Source organism: Hydrogenophaga sp. GW823-FHT04C09 (assembly GCF_058796355.1).
In genome coordinates, this window is the sequence record NZ_JBXAIO010000003.1 from 557397 (window position 1) to 571938 (window position 14542).

At 63.0% G+C, this 14542-nt stretch carries 15 protein-coding genes; 12 read left to right on the plus strand and 3 right to left on the minus strand.

Annotated elements, in window-relative coordinates; all coding sequences use genetic code 11:
• The first annotated feature begins 81 nt into the window (after window positions 1–81).
• Complete coding sequence (locus tag AC1Q9M_RS11760; protein WP_492433883.1) at window positions 82–972, plus strand: LysR substrate-binding domain-containing protein; 891 nt, start codon at window positions 82–84, stop codon at window positions 970–972.
• Window positions 973–1399: 427 nt separating this feature from the next.
• Here the strand turns inward: AC1Q9M_RS11760 and AC1Q9M_RS11765 are convergent, their stop codons facing one another.
• Window positions 1400–2284 carry an HNH endonuclease gene (locus AC1Q9M_RS11765; protein WP_492433885.1) on the minus strand — a complete coding sequence of 295 codons (885 nt, stop codon included), beginning with the start codon at window positions 2282–2284 and terminating at the stop codon, window positions 1400–1402.
• 631 nt (window positions 2285–2915) lie between these two features.
• Between AC1Q9M_RS11765 and AC1Q9M_RS11770 the strand changes: the two genes are divergently transcribed.
• Window positions 2916–3950, plus strand: a complete 1035-nt coding sequence (locus AC1Q9M_RS11770; RefSeq protein WP_492433887.1) for a 5'-nucleotidase — start codon at window positions 2916–2918, stop codon at window positions 3948–3950.
• 164 nt (window positions 3951–4114) lie between these two features.
• Here the strand turns inward: AC1Q9M_RS11770 and AC1Q9M_RS11775 are convergent, their stop codons facing one another.
• Entirely contained in the window at window positions 4115–4510 is a 396-nt protein-coding gene (locus AC1Q9M_RS11775) for a helix-turn-helix domain-containing protein (RefSeq protein ID WP_492433889.1), read from the minus strand.
• Window positions 4511–4616: 106 nt separating this feature from the next.
• On the opposite strand from AC1Q9M_RS11775, the gene AC1Q9M_RS11780 reads away from it, so the two are divergent.
• From AC1Q9M_RS11780 to AC1Q9M_RS11810, 7 genes are all read left to right on the plus strand, one after another.
• Complete coding sequence (locus AC1Q9M_RS11780; protein WP_492433891.1) at window positions 4617–4823, plus strand: hypothetical protein; 207 nt, start codon at window positions 4617–4619, stop codon at window positions 4821–4823.
• Window positions 4820–5167: a hypothetical protein gene (locus tag AC1Q9M_RS11785; protein WP_382320890.1), complete on the plus strand. Its 348-nt coding sequence runs from the start codon at window positions 4820–4822 to the stop codon at window positions 5165–5167. Before AC1Q9M_RS11780 ends, AC1Q9M_RS11785 begins: the two co-directional genes overlap by 4 nt.
• 114 nt (window positions 5168–5281) lie before the next feature.
• Complete coding sequence (locus AC1Q9M_RS11790) at window positions 5282–5815, plus strand: phospholipase D family nuclease (protein WP_492433893.1); 534 nt, start codon at window positions 5282–5284, stop codon at window positions 5813–5815.
• Window positions 5812–6360 carry a hypothetical protein gene (locus tag AC1Q9M_RS11795; protein ID WP_492433895.1) on the plus strand — a complete coding sequence of 183 codons (549 nt, stop codon included), beginning with the start codon at window positions 5812–5814 and terminating at the stop codon, window positions 6358–6360. The genes AC1Q9M_RS11790 and AC1Q9M_RS11795 overlap by 4 nt, the downstream gene beginning before the upstream one ends.
• A 50-nt stretch (window positions 6361–6410) precedes the next feature.
• Complete coding sequence (locus AC1Q9M_RS11800; protein WP_382320896.1) at window positions 6411–6863, plus strand: GFA family protein; 453 nt, start codon at window positions 6411–6413, stop codon at window positions 6861–6863.
• A gap of 476 nt (window positions 6864–7339) precedes the next feature.
• Complete coding sequence (gene fusA / locus AC1Q9M_RS11805; RefSeq protein ID WP_492433897.1) at window positions 7340–9367, plus strand: elongation factor G; 2028 nt, start codon at window positions 7340–7342, stop codon at window positions 9365–9367.
• 73 nt (window positions 9368–9440) lie between these two features.
• Entirely contained in the window at window positions 9441–9818 is a 378-nt protein-coding gene (locus AC1Q9M_RS11810) for a nuclear transport factor 2 family protein (protein WP_492433899.1), read from the plus strand.
• 173 nt (window positions 9819–9991) lie between these two features.
• Here the strand turns inward: AC1Q9M_RS11810 and AC1Q9M_RS11815 are convergent, their stop codons facing one another.
• Window positions 9992–10870 carry a LysR substrate-binding domain-containing protein gene (locus AC1Q9M_RS11815; RefSeq protein ID WP_492433901.1) on the minus strand — a complete coding sequence of 293 codons (879 nt, stop codon included), beginning with the start codon at window positions 10868–10870 and terminating at the stop codon, window positions 9992–9994.
• Between the two features lie 115 nt (window positions 10871–10985).
• Here AC1Q9M_RS11815 and argH point away from each other — a divergent pair, with 115 nt between their 5' ends.
• The 3 genes from argH (at window position 10986) to cuyB (ending at window position 14272) form a co-directional block, all read left to right on the plus strand.
• Entirely contained in the window at window positions 10986–12485 is a 1500-nt protein-coding gene (gene argH, locus AC1Q9M_RS11820) for an argininosuccinate lyase (protein WP_492433904.1), read from the plus strand.
• A gap of 32 nt (window positions 12486–12517) precedes the next feature.
• Window positions 12518–13489, plus strand: coding sequence for a Bug family tripartite tricarboxylate transporter substrate binding protein (locus AC1Q9M_RS11825; protein ID WP_492433906.1), 972 nt, complete (start codon window positions 12518–12520; stop codon window positions 13487–13489).
• Between the two features lie 66 nt (window positions 13490–13555).
• Entirely contained in the window at window positions 13556–14272 is a 717-nt protein-coding gene (cuyB, locus tag AC1Q9M_RS11830) for a cysteate racemase (RefSeq protein WP_382328506.1), read from the plus strand.
• Window positions 14273–14542 lie beyond the last annotated feature (270 nt).

A 14542-nucleotide genomic window follows, 5' to 3' on the forward strand; every position in this document is an offset into this window, starting at 1 on the left:
AGTGCATTCTTGCGGCGTGGACGATGGCCGCCTAGACGGGCAAAAGGCAACGCATCGTCCACATATGTGGACAATGGCGGCATGAACCTGAACGACCTCACCCTGTTCGCCCAGGCCGTGGAAAGCGGCGGCTTCGCGCCCGCGGCCCGGCGCTTCTCGGTGCCGAAATCCACCCTGAGCAAACGCGTGGCCGCGCTCGAAGCCAGCCTGGGCGTGCGCCTCATCGAGCGCAACTCGCGCAGCTTTCGCCTCACCGACACCGGGCACGACTTCTACCAACACGCGCGCGCCGCGCTGGTGGAGGTGGAGAGCGCGCGGCAGGTGGTGCAGTCGCGCCTGGCCGAGCCCAGCGGCACCGTGCGGCTCACCGCCGCCGTGCCGGTGGTGCAGTTCCAGCTGGCGCCCCACCTGCCCGCGCTCGCCCGCACCTGGCCCCGCCTGCAATTGCAGCTGCACGCGAGCGACCGCTTTGTGGACCTGGTGCAGGAAGGCTTCGACATCGCGCTGCGCAGCCACTTCGCCCCCCTGCCCGACTCGGGCCTGGCGCAGCGCACGCTCAAGGTGGAGCCCGTGATGGTGGTCGCGGCCCCCGCCTACCTGCGCGAGCACGGCACACCGCGCCAGCCGAGCGACCTCGCGGCGCACCAGGCCCTGCTGACGGGTGTGGACGCCACACGCTGGACGCTGCGCAACAGCAAGGGCGAAGTGCAGATCGCCGAGCCACAGCCGCGTTTGGTGGCCGACGAATCCGTGGCGCTGCTGCACGCGGCCACGGCCGGCCTGGGCATCGTGTGCCTACCCGAGAGCATCTGCCAGCACCACCTGGCGCGCGGGGAACTGGTGCGCGTGCTGACGCGCTGGACGGCGGGCAGCGTCACCACCACCGCGCTGGTGCCGCACCGCCGCAGCCTGCTGCCTTCGGTGCGTGTGGTGCTGGAGTTTCTTTCGGAGCAGCTGGGGTCGGCGGCTTAGCCAGCTCTGCAGAAGATACTGTATCAACATACAGTAAAATGACACCAAGCCAGACACCATGCGGTGTGTGGCGCCACGCAGTTGCTGTTGTTGTCTCCTTGTGGATCTACAGCTTTAGCCCGTCCGCCTTGTTGGGGGACGGGCTTTTTCTTGGCATTAGACGACGCGTCGTAAAAAGAAGCGGGCAATAGCCGCTATGCAGCGATAGCTGCCGAAGCAGGCCGACTCTGAGCTCACGCTATCCATTGAAGACCGGACATTCGCCGCAGGACGCTTGGTGGAGGCATGACGATGGTTGAATCCTTGTATGGGCGTTCGCCACACCGCTGTCAGATGCGAAATCGCCACTCCTCTCAACGACGCCCCACCCATGTATCGCTCCGGCATGAGGCTAAAAACGTTGGCCACAGCCGCATTTGCTGCGTCATTACTCGAGAGAGAAGAACTTTTCAGCAAACTCTTCAACGCTCATCATTGGTGTGGTGCGGTGGATGGCGCGATGGCAACTAGGGCACAGAACTGCTAGATCTTTCATGAACGTCTTGGTCGGTGCCTCCAGTTCCGAGAGGGGGACTTTGTGATGGATTTCCCATATGGCAGCGTTTAGTCCGGGATACTTGAGCGCTGAATATGATCCGCACGCCTCACACTCCAACCCGTCCTCTGTCATCGCCAATCGACGCTTTTCGTCAGCTAACGAGGGATTGCGTTCGCGCCGCAGGTGAGAAATGAGCTTTTTCTGCCCTTCAATCGCCCCGGCGTCGACGTCCGGTCCAAGCGTCGGCCCCAGCCCCGCAACAAAGTTCGCAAGCTCGAACGGCATAACTTCCTGTCGCAGCCTCTCCCACGCCGCCCGATTGCCCAGTCCCTGAAGAGCATCCAACCCCCGTTCGATCGCCTTGTAGTCATCACTAGAAAACCTCCACTTGAGCGATTGCTCGACGATTGCATCACGCAACGTTGAGGGAATTCCCGGGCCTGCCCAAGCCTTGGGGTTGACTTTCCCAGATCCCGCCAGCACAGCGGTGAGAGCAAGCAACGGGGTGCGCGAGTAGGCCGCAGCCGCATCAAGCAAGTCGCACATTTGCGCGACAGCGCGAGCATCCTTCCTAGGCCGCCCAATCCGCTCTGCCATGCTCGCATACGTCAGCGGTTCATCGCCCGCCTTGGCAACCCTCAGAACCGCCAACAACTTACGAGCTCCCTCATGTTGCACCGATGCTCTCATCGCTTTTCTCCCAAAAGTGTAAAACGCCACCCGCTTGATACGAATTGAATAATGAAAGGCGTCGTGGTAGTTCTGTCGCTTCACTCGCGCGACAAGCTCCGACCAGTCATACCGTTTGGCTTCTCCGAATGGTTGTGCTCGCCGTTGCCAATCATCGCGCAACGGGGAGAGCAGCGCTGACTCTCGTAAACCGTGCGGGTTACGAAACACAAAGGCTTTTTCCCAATGGACGAAAGCCTTTTCAGTAGGTAGGCTGTTCTAAGGATGAATCAAATTTTAAGTCGAGGAGAACATGCACCCCAATACTCGTGCTTTAGTTGCGGCAGCAGCCTCGAAGCTTGTCGCGGGAGGTGGGAACGTGGGCGCTGTCTATGACTACTCACAATCTCGTCATATTCAGGTCTCCGGCTCAGCTAACGGCGACAGTGTTTCACTGTACGACTACGACAGAGGCTGTCATTTTTCTGGATCAGGCGGCAGCTTGTATGACTACGGCCGGGGCTGTCACGTTTCGCTGCAATGCGATGGCAACAGCTTTAGTGGGTATGACTATGGTGATGGGCACCACTTTAGCGGGACGGTCAATGGAAACGACGTGTCTCTCTATGACTTTGGCGAGTCCTCCCATTTCAACTACTCGGCTTAGAACTATCCGTCTTTCCCGTGAGTCGACTTCGGCGACTGCCGAATTCCAATTCTGCGCGACAGGAGAAACATGCCATTAGACCTCTCGCAAACGCTGGTAGTAGGAATTTCTGCAACGGCTCTTTTCGATCTTGCAGAGGCGGATCGAGTCTTCAGAGCGAAGTTTCACGAAGACAGAGAAACAGCCGTCGCGGAGTACCGCGCCTACATGCTTGAACGGGAAGATGATGAGCTCGCCGATGGGACCGGGATGCACTTGGTCAAAGCTCTACTAGCATTGAACAAATACAAAAATTCCGACGACCCAAAACTCTTAGTTGAAGTCGTTGTGATGTCGCGGAACAGTCCCGAAACCGGCGTGCGTGTGTTCAATAACATTCGTTCGAAGCACCTCAAGATCAGCCGGCACGCGTTTACGGGTGGTGAGTCGGTGGTCCCTTATCTAGATGCTTTTGATGTGGATCTATTTTTAACCACAAACGTGGCGGATGCTCAGCGTGTGATTGATGCGGGAACTTGCGCGGCGGCCGTACTGAAAGACCCTCCAACGGACTGCGCCAAGCTACGCGACGATCAGGTTCGCATTGCATTTGATGGTGATGCCGTTCTCTTTGATGACAGCAGCGAAATTGTCTACAAGACTAAAGGCCTTGATGGGTTTCATGCGAATGAGGACGGGCAGCAAGATGTTCCTATGCCAGAAGGTCCATATGCCACGCTACTGCAGAAGCTCGCCAGCCTTCAACGGAGATTGCCCTTTAGCGTGGAGTTCTCGCCTGTTCACATTGCAATAGTGACCGCGAGGAACACTCCTGCCGAGTTGCGCGTCATCAAGACACTGCGGAAATGGGGCATCTACGCAAACGAAATCTTCTTCTTGGGCGGTGTTGAAAAGACGAAGGTCGTAAAGGCATTTGGAGCCCACGTCTTCTTCGACGATCAGGATCTTCACCTTGATCCTGCTGCGAAGTATGTTCCTGCGGGTCGCGTGCCGTATAGATCAGATTCGCCACTGTTCGTCGGCCCACTGAAGCCTGCGGCAACGACTGATGCACAGCCCTACCTTCCAGCGGACGCCATCGGCGCCGCTGAAGTCAAACGTTGAAAGATCGCTTTTCGCATCAACGCTACTTCCGCTTCTTGCCGACTGCGATCGTTCACGCAGAGAACATGAACGTCCGAGACCAGTCTGAAGCAGTCTCCAACCCCATGTGAAGGCGAAAAGAAAAAAGGCCTCCATGAGGCCTTTCTGTTTTCTGGATCAATGCCTTAGCTACTCTTCTTGCTCTTGGCTTCGGCGTTCCTCGTCCGAGGCTTGTGGACCTGATTAGAAGGCGCAGACGGAACCGCGCCCTCAGCCAGTAGCGCCATGTACCTCACCGCTTCGATCTGCATCTCATGCGTGCAACGGTCGAAGTCATCGAGCACGGCTCGTTGCATCGGCTCCAGGCCCAGCCTGGTCGAGATGCGCTTGCCCGTCAGCAGGTAGCAGACGTTCACACCCACCTCCCCCAACTTGACGAGGACTTCCGCGTCCGGGTTGCGCTCCCCTCGCTCGTAGTTTCCGATCGAGCGCTTCGAGATCCCAACGGCGTCGGCGAGCTCCTGTTGGTTGAGTTTGAGCCGACGCCTCTCCTCCAAAAATCGCTCCACGAAGTTACTCATTTTTGCCACAGCTGGGATATGATGGAATGAACATGTACCTAAAAAGTACCTGTTGTGTATTTTTCCGTTACTCAATGCTAGCCCAGGGAAAGGAGCAATTTCGACCATGTCCACATTCGCTGTCTCTTCGTCTCGCAAACGCGTCCCCAACGGGGTCAACAGTTCGCGCCCCATCGCGCTTCGGCTCACCCCGTTTGAGCTGGAACATGTGAAGGAGCGGGCCAGGCTCGAACACCGCTCCATGGCCAGCGTGTGCCGCCTCGCGGTGCTGCGCGAGCTGGGCTTGAACGACAACGAAAAGGTGACCTCATGAAACTCTTTGGCCGCAAACCATCCCCTCAGGCAGCAGCGTCAGCAGCAGTGCCTACGTGCACGCCCGATCCGGAGCACATGCCCTTCTTCCCGAAACCGGTGTCGACGCAGCGCATGTGGTTTTCGCTTCACCACAGCACGTCGGCGGAGCTGAAGGTGTCCACGCGTCGCACGAAGGTGAAAGATGCCCCTTATGACGTGGTGCTGCAGGCCTGCAAGGCGCCGCTGGAAACGGAATGGACCCTCAGCGCCGAGCAGGCGCGCGAACTCGCGGCCCGCCTGCTGGACGCCGCTGCCGACTGCGGCGAGTTCGACAACGCGACGTTTTCCCTTCGCTGGGACTGAACGGGCCGAGAGCGGCCAAGCCAAGCCCCTGTGGCTACGATGTGGGCTGCCAGCCCTGCGCAGCGGCCCACATCGGGCGCGCGCCTCGTGCCGGCGCAGCTTGGGGGCATGGGCATGACGACTTTTCTTCGATCCATCGCGCTGGCGGCGTGGCTGCTGGGCGCTTCCTTGCTTTTGCATGCGGCGCCGAGCGTGCAGGTGGGCTTCTCGCCGGAGGGCTCGGCGCGCCAGCTGGTGCTGGAAACGATCGCCAGCGCGCAGCAGAGCATTCACATCCTGGCCTATGCGTTCCAGGCGCCAGACATCATGCAGGCGCTGGTGGACGCGAAGAACCGGGGCGTGGAGGTGCGCGTGGTGGTGGACAAGAAACGCAACCGGGGCAAGACGAGCAAGAAGGCGATGGACTTCGTGACCCGCAACGGCGTGGAGTTGCGGACGAACGACCATTTCCACATCCACCATGACAAGACCATCATCGTGGACGGCCACACGGTGCAGACGGGTTCGTTCAATTTCGCGCCGTCGGCCGAGACGATGAATTCCGAGAACGTGGTGGTGATTCGCGGCATGCCCGAGGTGTCGAGCCAGTACATGGCGCACTGGCAATCGCGCTGGAAGCTGGGCAAGCCGTATCCTGCACAACCATGACACAACGATCTTCTCCCTCTTCTTCCTCCTCCATTTCCAAGCGCCGCCAGATCATCACGGTGATGATGCTGGTGCTGGCGCTCATCGGCGGCCTGGTGCGCTGGCTCGCGCCACAGCCTTCGCTGGCGCGCGATCTGGGTTCGGTGCTGATGGTGTTGTGGCTGCCGATCATTGGCAACATCATTGGCTGGCTGATCCAGCGCGCGAAAGCGCCGAAGCACCTGCCGCAGGGTTTCGCGGCGGGCACGGTGTTCAAGCCAGATGCGCGGATCGAACTCACCTTGCTCGCAGCCGACACGCCGGTGCTGAGCCGGCCGATCCGTGCGGGGTATTTCGATGGCGCGCTGGTGGTGGGCTCCGAGGGATTCACCACGCGCCTGGCCGTGCCCACCGATGGTGAGCCGGTGCCCGAGGTGCCTTGCACGCTGGAGGTGCAGTTCCTGCGCCCGGAGTTGGCGCTGGCCCAGCTCAAGAATGGCACCAAATTCGCGTTGCTGTCGGGCCGCACTTTGTTGGGCACGGGGCATGTGCTGCCGCTGGCTTGATTCGGGCTTAGGCTGCGATGGGCGCCCATCGGCCAAGAAAGGAATGCAGTTTGACTCCCTCTGACTTTGACGAACGCCGCGAACTCGAGGCGGCCTGCCATTGTGGTGCCGTGCGCTTTCGTTTGGTTCTGACTGATGGGCTGCGCAGCGTGCGGCGGTGCAACTGCTCGTACTGCAGCATGCGTGGCGCAGTGGCCGTCTCAGCCAACCTGGACGATATCCATGTCGTGCAGGGCGCGGACAAGCTGACGCTCTACCAGTTCAATACTGGGCAGGCGAAGCACTACTTTTGCTCGGTGTGCGGCGTCTATACCTTTCACTCCAGGCGTTCCGTCCCCAGCCAATACGGTGTGAACGTGGCGTGCATTGCTGGCCTGAGCCCGTTTGACTTTGATGAAGTGCCTGTGTTGGAAGGCCGAAACCATCCCAAAGACCGGGGCGACGGCGGGCCGATGACGGCCGGCTGGCTCAGTTACCGTGCCAACACGGATCATCGGCGTTGACGGTCATCGGCCAGTGACATCCGTTCTTCACCTCGTCGGTCCGTCGTTGCAGCGCCAGACGAGATTGCGTCGCACATCGAGCGGAATGTTCATCTTGCCCAGTTCCAGCCCTACTGACACTCAGGGCACTCCAATTCCAGGAAAATTGCGGCATGTTCAATTTCAACGTCGTCCAACCCACGTTCGCTGCCTAGCTGCGTCCTTTCGATGGCAATCGGAAGGAGATGACCTTCCGGCCCCACAACCCCGGCAGGCATGGTCTTCCGGGGTTTTTGTTTTTTCAGGTTCCAACATGTTCACGCGCACTTACGACAAGCTGATCGCCACGATTTCCGCCCGCCGGAACGTGGGATACGTGCGCGTGCGCCCGTGGTCCGGCCGACCCATTCCCTCCTGAGCCAGCCCTGGTGAATCCATGCCGGGGCGGCTTGATCGTCCTGACATGTGGACCCTCGAGGGGTCCGGAAAGATTCACCATGAACCGCACCAACAACAACAACGGCATCCGCAACATCGGCATCATTGCCCATGTGGACGCGGGCAAGACCACGACCAGCGAACGCATCCTCTACTACACGGGCGAGAGCCACCGCATGGGTGAAGTGCACGACGGCGCTGCCCACATGGACTTCGACCCCGAGGAGCGCCGACGCGGCATCACCATCAACAGCGCCGCCACCACCGTGCATTGGCGCGGGGTGCAGATCAACCTGATCGACACACCCGGCCACATCGACTTCAACATCGAGGTGGGCCGCGCGTTGCGCGTGCTCGATGGCGCCGTGGTGGTGCTCGACGGTGTGGCTGGCGTGGAGCCGCAGACCGAAACCAACTGGCGCCTGGCGGACCGGCACGAGGTGCCGCGCATCGCCTTCGTCAACAAGCTCGACCGCACGGGCGCGAACTTCGAACGCGTGATCGCGTCGATGCGCGAGCGCCTGGGTGTGCAGGCCGTCCCGGTGCACCTGCCCATCGGCGCCGAGGGCGAGTTCCGCGGCGTCGTGGACCTGGTGCGCATGCGTGCCCTGCTGTGGGAGCGCGACGATGCATCGCAGCCGGTGCAGGAAGCCGCCATTCCCTCTGACCTCCTGGCCGAAGCCCAGGCGGCCCGCGCGCGCCTGCTGGAAGCCGTGGTCGAGCAAGACGATGAGGCCCTGGAGGCCTGGCTGCGGGGCGAAGAGCCCTCGGTGGAACTGCTGCAACGCTGCATCCGTGCGGGCGTGCGCAAGCGTGCCTTTGTGCCGGTGCTGGCGGGTTCGGCCTTCCGCAATCGCGGTGTCGAGCCGCTGCTGGATGCGGTGGTCGACTGGCTGCCCGCGCCTGGCGAGCGCGAAGGCACGGCCACGGGCCTCGACAGCGCGCCGCTGGCCGCCCTGGCATTCAAGGTGGTGACCGACGAGCACGGCAGCATGGTCTTCGTGCGCCTGTATGCGGGCCGGTTGCGGCGTGGCGACTCGGTGCTCAACACCAGCACCGGGCGCATGGAACGCGCGGCCCGCCTCTATGAGGTGCATGCCGACAAACGCATCGAACGCGATGAACTCGTGGCGGGCGAGATCGCCGCGGTGGTCGGCTTCAAGGACACCCTCACGGGCCAGACCCTGAGCGATCCCAGGCACCCGGTGCAGCTGGAGTCCATCGCCGTGCCGGAGCCGGTGATCCACATGGCGCTGGAGCCGCGCACCAAGGTCGACCAGCAAGGCCTGTCCAAGGCGCTGCAGAGCATGCTGCGCGAGGACCCGAGCCTGCGCGTGCGCCAGGACGAGGAATCGGGGGAGACCATTCTGTCGGGCATGGGCGAGCTTCAGCTGGAGGTCGCCGTGCACAAGCTGCGCGACCGTTATGGCGTGGGCGTGGTGGTGGGCCGTCCTCAGGTGGCCTATCGCGAGACCATTGCCACGGCCGCGGAGCTGACGCACGTGCACAAGAAGCAGACCGGCGGCCCGGGCCAGTTCGCGCAGCTCACGCTGCGCCTGGAGCCTCTGGAGCGAGGTGCGGGCGTGCAGTTCGAAAGCCGCATCGTCGGCGGCGCCATTCCCCGCGAGTTCATTCCCGCGGTGGAAGCGGGTATCCGGCGCGCGGCCGAAGCCGGTCCGGCTTCGGGCTACCCGGCCGTGGACTTCCGCGCCGTGCTGCTCGATGGTGCTTTCCACGAGCGCGACTCCTCGGCCATGGTCTTCGAGCTGGCTGCAAGCCATGCGCTGCGCGATGCTTTCGCCAAGGCCAGGCCGCATCTGCTGGAGCCGGTAATGGCCGTGGAGGTGATCACGCCCACCGAATACCTGGGCGACGTGATCGGCGATCTGCACCGCCGCCGTGGCCAGGTGCGAGGGCATGAGGTGCGCGGCACGGCCACGGTGGTCGACGCGCTGGTGCCGCTGAAGGACATGTTCGGCTACATCAGCACGCTGCGCGCGCTTTCATCGGGCCGTGCGCAGTACACGATGCAGTTCGATGGCTACCAGGTGGCGCCGCCCGCTGTGGCCGAGTTGGCTGCAGCTTGACCAGAGGGGTGCAATCCTGCGGGATTGCACCCCTCGAACTCATGGTGTGGCCAGGCCCAACTAATATGTCGTCATGAATGATGCAAATCTCGACACCATTGTTGAACTCGAAGAACGGCTGGCGCGCGCCATGCGCACCTCCGATGTCCCGGTTCTGGACGAACTGCTGGCGGACGATCTGCTGTTCACGAACCACCAAGGCATGCTTGTGACGAAGCAGGAAGACCTTGACGTTCACAGGTCGGGCTTGTTGAAGCTGGACTCGCTCGATGCGTCGGACCGCAGCGTCCGGCTGCTCGGCAATGTGGCCGTTGTCGCGGTGCGAGTGCAGCTGGCTGGACGCTATGGCAACGATTCTTTTGAAGGCAGGTTCAGATACACCCGCGTTTGGGCACTGCTGGGCGCGCACTGGCGAATCGTCGCCGCGCACGCGAGCGTGGTGGCCGCGTAATACCGTCGGCGCCTGTCGAAAGACGGCCGTACCCGACTTGTCCCGTCTTTCTGTGCATAACTTTGTGGATGTCGCTGGAGCAACCTTGCCGCAGCGAGTGCCTGCGGGGCCTGCCGCTGTGTTGCCCAGGAAATGAGCAGGCAGCGCCAACCGCGCCATGCGCGGCGCGCGCGTCAAAGCGATTTGAACGCCGCCCGCATGCAGGCGATGAAGAAGCTCGCATGGGTGTCGCGCGGTGCGAGCTGCGACCTGAGCAGGTAGCTGGTGAACGGGATGTTGGGTTTGAAGGGGACGGTGACGATCCCTGGGAGCTTCATGGTCCGGGTCAGGATCGGGTTGACCAGGCTCACGCCCAGGCCTTCGCTGACCATTCTGCAGATGGTGGCGGCGAACGGTGTCTCCAGCGCGAGGATGCGGCCATCCTTGGGAAAAGCGGCATCGATGGCGTGGCGCGAAGAGCCTCCATTGGGCAGGGAAATGAAGCGCTCCCCGTTCAGGTCCTGCGGCGACAGGCGCTGCTTCTTCGCCAGCCGGTGGTCCGAAGGCATGACGCACACCGCGTTCTCGGTGTGCAGCACGGACGCCACCACGCCAGGTTTGTCGGAGACGTTGGAGACAAACCCCATGTCGCAGTGCTGGATGGCGGTCCAGTTGGCGATCACGGCGGACTCGCTGGTGTCGACGACGATGCGAACGGCGGGGTAGCGTTCACTGAACATCCGGATGGCCAACGGAACGACGCTGATGGAGATCGAGGCCGCCGCCGCGACACGAAGCGTGCCCACGCCCGCCTCGCGGATCGACAGCGCCGATTCGGCGAGGCTGTCCAACCCCACGAACGCTCGCGCGACCTCCCGGAACAGGGCCTCGCCGCCCTTGGTGGCGACCACGCGCCCGGAGAGGCGGTCGAACAACTCGAAGCCGACTTCGTTCTCCAGCTTGCCGATCACGCGGCTCACGTTGGGCTGCGAGGTGTGAAGTTGCTGCGCGGCCGCGGTCATCGATCCGGTCAGCATGACGGCACGGAATGTCTCGATCTGTTTGAAGTTCATGGCGCGATGGTACGCCCGACAGGCCATATCAAAAGCGTATGGTCGTACCAGAAACTGTCATTTGACGGCATGCATGGCGGTTCCGATACTTCGTCCATCTCGAAAGGATTTGACGATGGAATCGAAAGTCAGTCGGCGGCTCACGCAGCCCCTAGCGCAAGAGATTTGCGAGCACATCTACGGGCCACGCCTCGCGCGTGACTTCACGAAGCAGTTCACCTACCTCACCGACGTGAACCAGGCGCATCTGCTGATGCTGCACAAGACGGGCCTGGTCTCACCGGACATCGCCAGAAAGCTGGCGAACGGTCTGCTGCGGATGGAGAGGGAGGGGCCGGCCGCGGTGGAGCTCGACCCCGCCAAGGAAGACCCGTACTTCAACTACGAAGCCCGGCTGATGGCGCTCACGGGGCGCGATGTGGGGGGCCGCTTGCACATGGCGCGCAGCCGCAATGACATCGCCGCCACGATCGACCGCATCCGGGCGCGAACGGTGGTGCTCGACACGATCGAAGCGATGGGCCGCGTGCGGCAGGTCGCTCTGGAACGGGCCGAGGCGTTCAAGGAGGTGGTCATGCCGGGCTACACCCACCTGCAGCCCGCGCAGCCCATCACCTTCGGTTTCTACCTGAGCGCGGTGGCGGAGGCCCTTGGCCGCGACATGGATCGCCTGCAGGGCGTCCTGCCTCGCATCGACGCACTGCCTCTGGGCGCGGGCGCCCTGGCGGGCACCCGGTTCCCCATCGACCGGGATGTCACGGCCGAGGCACTCGGTTTCAGCTCGGTCGTGGCGAACACGCTGGATGCGGTCGCCTCGAGGGATTTCGCCTGGGAGGCCATGTCGGCGATGGCCATCCTGGCCCAGACCTGGGGCCGTGTGGCGCAGGACTTCTATGTGTGGTCCACCGCCGAGTTCGGGCTGATCACCTTCCCGGACCGGGTGGCGAGCACGTCGAGCATCATGCCGCAGAAGAAGAACCCGGCCGTGCTCGAATACCTGAAGGGAAAGACCAGCCACGTGATCGGGCTGCTCACGACGTCCCTGATCGCGGTGAAGGGCACGCACTTCACGCACTCGGGCGACAGCAGCCGGGAAAGCATGCGGAGCTTCTGGGAGTGTTCGGAAGAGACCCTGCGCTGCCTCTCGCTCTTCGAGCTGATCCTGAGCAGCGCCGAGCCGAAGCGGGAGCACATGCTGCAACACGTGCGGTTCGACTTTTCGGTGGCCACGGATCTGGCCGACGGCCTCGTGGCCGAAGCAGGCCTGTCTTTCCGCGATGCGCACCACGTGGTCGGCGGTCTGGTGCGGCTCGCCCTGGACTCGGGCAAGTCGGCACTGGAACTGACCAGCGACATGTTGGACCGCGTGGCCGTCGATGTGGTCGGGACCGCCATCGGGTGGCCTGAGGACAAGCTGAGCCAGTACCTGGACCCTGTCGCGAGCGTGAATGCCCGGCGCCACGGCGGGCCCGCCCCGGCGGAGGTGGTGCGGGCTGTCGAGCGGCAACGCCGCCACCTCGAGAGCGTGCTGGCCAGCGTGCAGGCAATCAGGCGCCGGCTCGGCACGGCTCGCCAACAGATGAAACGCGACATCGGGGCCATCGCGGCCAGCTGAATCCCCTTCACCTTCCTTCAAGGCTGTTGACCATGAACACCATTTCCAAAACGCTCATCGGGGTGGCCTCTGCCGTCCTGCTTGCCACGGGCGCTTCGGCGGCCCCGTATCCGGAGAAGCCCATCCGGCTGATCGTGCCTTTTGCGCCGGGGGGCACGGTGAATCTGATCGGCCGGGTGCTCGCGCAACGCCTGTCGGAAAGCCTGGGCCAACAGGTGATTGTGGACAACAGGCCGGGCGCGGGCGGCACGGTGGGCGCGGACATCGTGGCCAAGGCCCCGCCGGATGGCTACACGCTGCTGCTCGCCTCATCGAGCCATCAGTCGTTCCACCCGCTGCTCTACAAGAACCTGCCGTACGACGCGAACAAGGCCTTCGCCCAGGTGGCCCTGTTTGCCTCCGTGCCCAATGTGCTGGTGGTCTCGACCAAGGTGCCCGCGAAGAACGTCAAGGAGTTGATCGCGTACTCGAAATCGAGCGGCAAGAAGCTGTTCATGGGCTCCGCGGGCAATGGCAGCGTCAACCAGATGGTGGGCGAGCTGTTCCAGCACAAGACGGGCACCGAGTTCGAGCACGTGTCTTTCAAGGGCGCCGGCCCGGCGACCACGGACCTGCTGTCCGGTCAGATCGACCTGATGTTCGTCAACCTGCCGAACGTGCTGCCGTACATCCAGAGCGGAAAGATCCGTGCACTGGCCATGGCGAGCGCACGGCGATCGGCCAGCGTGTCCGACGTGCCCACCATGGAAGAGGCCGGGGTTCCCGACGTGGTCGTGGATTCCTGGACGGGTGTGCTGGCGCCAGCGGCCACGCCGAAGGCGATCATCGACAGGCTCTCCGCCGAGATCCACAAGATCAGCCGGGAGAAGAGCACCACCGAAAGCCTGGCAGCCCAGGGGGCCGTGCCGCTGTCGGGGTCGAGTGCGGACTATGCCGCGCTGGTGCAGTTCGAAACCCAACGCTGGAGCGAGGTGATCAAGAAGGGAAAGATCACCATGGATTGAGCGGGTCCATGAGTGGGGCAGCCCGGTCGACCTGACCGCCGAACAACGCGATGGGGATTTGCATCAATGCTGGGTGTGCTTGGAGGCATGGGGCCTGCCGCGGGAGCGTACTTCGCCTATCGCCTGGCGTTGCTGACCGATGTCGGCAGCGATCAGGAGCACCTTCCGGTGTTGCTGGTCAACGACCCGCAGATCCCGGACCGCTCCGATGCGGTGCTCGGGCGTGGAACAAGCCCTTTGCCGGCGATGCGAAAAGGCCTGCAGTTCCTCGAGGCCAGCGGATGCAGCTGCGCCGTGATCCCCTGCAACACCGCGCACCACTGGTACCCCGAGCTGGCCATGTGCGTGAAGATGCCCTTGATCCACATCGTCTCGTCGGTCGTTGAAAGGCTCCGGGCCAGTGGCATCCCTGGCGGGCGCGTCGGCCTGCTTGGCACACCGGCGACCGTGCATTCGAGCCTGTACCGGGACGCACTGGCGCAAGCGGGCTATGCGGTGCTGCCGCTCAGCGAAGACGACGTGCAGCGGCTTTGCGTGCGGCCGATCAAGGCGGTCAAACAGAATCGGCTGCCGCAGGCCAGCGCGGCGCTTGCCCACTCGGTGCGGGTGCTGCACGACCGAGGGGCGGCGGCGGTGATCCTGGGTTGCACGGAGCTCCCGGTTGCGCTCGCGGCCCTGGGCAGGGGGCCGCTCGACCTGCCGGTGGTGGACTCGATCGACTCCCTCGCCGTCGGTGCCTTGAGGCACTTCGGCCTGAACGTGAAACCGGCGAACGCGCTGTAGGCGCCCATCGGGGATGGCTCCCACCCCGAGTTGTCCCTTCTTTCTGTGCATAAGTTTGTGGATGTCGCTGGAGCAACCTGGCGGCAGCGAGTTCCTGCGGGGCTTGGCACTGTGTTGCCAAAAAAACGGGCAGTGCCGCCGACGCCCCTGTCGTAAGACATAAGATATAGCTCGGGCATCGAAGCCGCCTTCCACAGACCCACCCGCGCCGTTCACCGTTCCCACCGCCCTTCGCCCGCTGCCACCGATGCAGCCCGTGCCACGGCACAG

Coding starts and splice junctions, on each gene's coding strand:
- AC1Q9M_RS11770 (WP_492433887.1), top strand. CDS start 2,916: ATGCCATTAGACCTCTCGCAAACGCTGGTAGTAGGAATTTCTGCAACG.
- AC1Q9M_RS11760 (WP_492433883.1), top strand. CDS start 82: ATGAACCTGAACGACCTCACCCTGTTCGCCCAGGCCGTGGAAAGCGGC.
- AC1Q9M_RS11825 (WP_492433906.1), top strand. CDS start 12,518: ATGAACACCATTTCCAAAACGCTCATCGGGGTGGCCTCTGCCGTCCTG.
- AC1Q9M_RS11810 (WP_492433899.1), top strand. CDS start 9,441: ATGAATGATGCAAATCTCGACACCATTGTTGAACTCGAAGAACGGCTG.
- cuyB (WP_382328506.1), top strand. CDS start 13,556: ATGCTGGGTGTGCTTGGAGGCATGGGGCCTGCCGCGGGAGCGTACTTC.
- AC1Q9M_RS11815 (WP_492433901.1), bottom strand. CDS start 10,870: ATGAACTTCAAACAGATCGAGACATTCCGTGCCGTCATGCTGACCGGA.
- AC1Q9M_RS11790 (WP_492433893.1), top strand. CDS start 5,282: ATGACGACTTTTCTTCGATCCATCGCGCTGGCGGCGTGGCTGCTGGGC.
- fusA (WP_492433897.1), top strand. CDS start 7,340: ATGAACCGCACCAACAACAACAACGGCATCCGCAACATCGGCATCATT.
- AC1Q9M_RS11780 (WP_492433891.1), top strand. CDS start 4,617: ATGTCCACATTCGCTGTCTCTTCGTCTCGCAAACGCGTCCCCAACGGG.
- argH (WP_492433904.1), top strand. CDS start 10,986: ATGGAATCGAAAGTCAGTCGGCGGCTCACGCAGCCCCTAGCGCAAGAG.
- AC1Q9M_RS11795 (WP_492433895.1), top strand. CDS start 5,812: ATGACACAACGATCTTCTCCCTCTTCTTCCTCCTCCATTTCCAAGCGC.
- AC1Q9M_RS11785 (WP_382320890.1), top strand. CDS start 4,820: ATGAAACTCTTTGGCCGCAAACCATCCCCTCAGGCAGCAGCGTCAGCA.
- AC1Q9M_RS11775 (WP_492433889.1), bottom strand. CDS start 4,510: ATGAGTAACTTCGTGGAGCGATTTTTGGAGGAGAGGCGTCGGCTCAAA.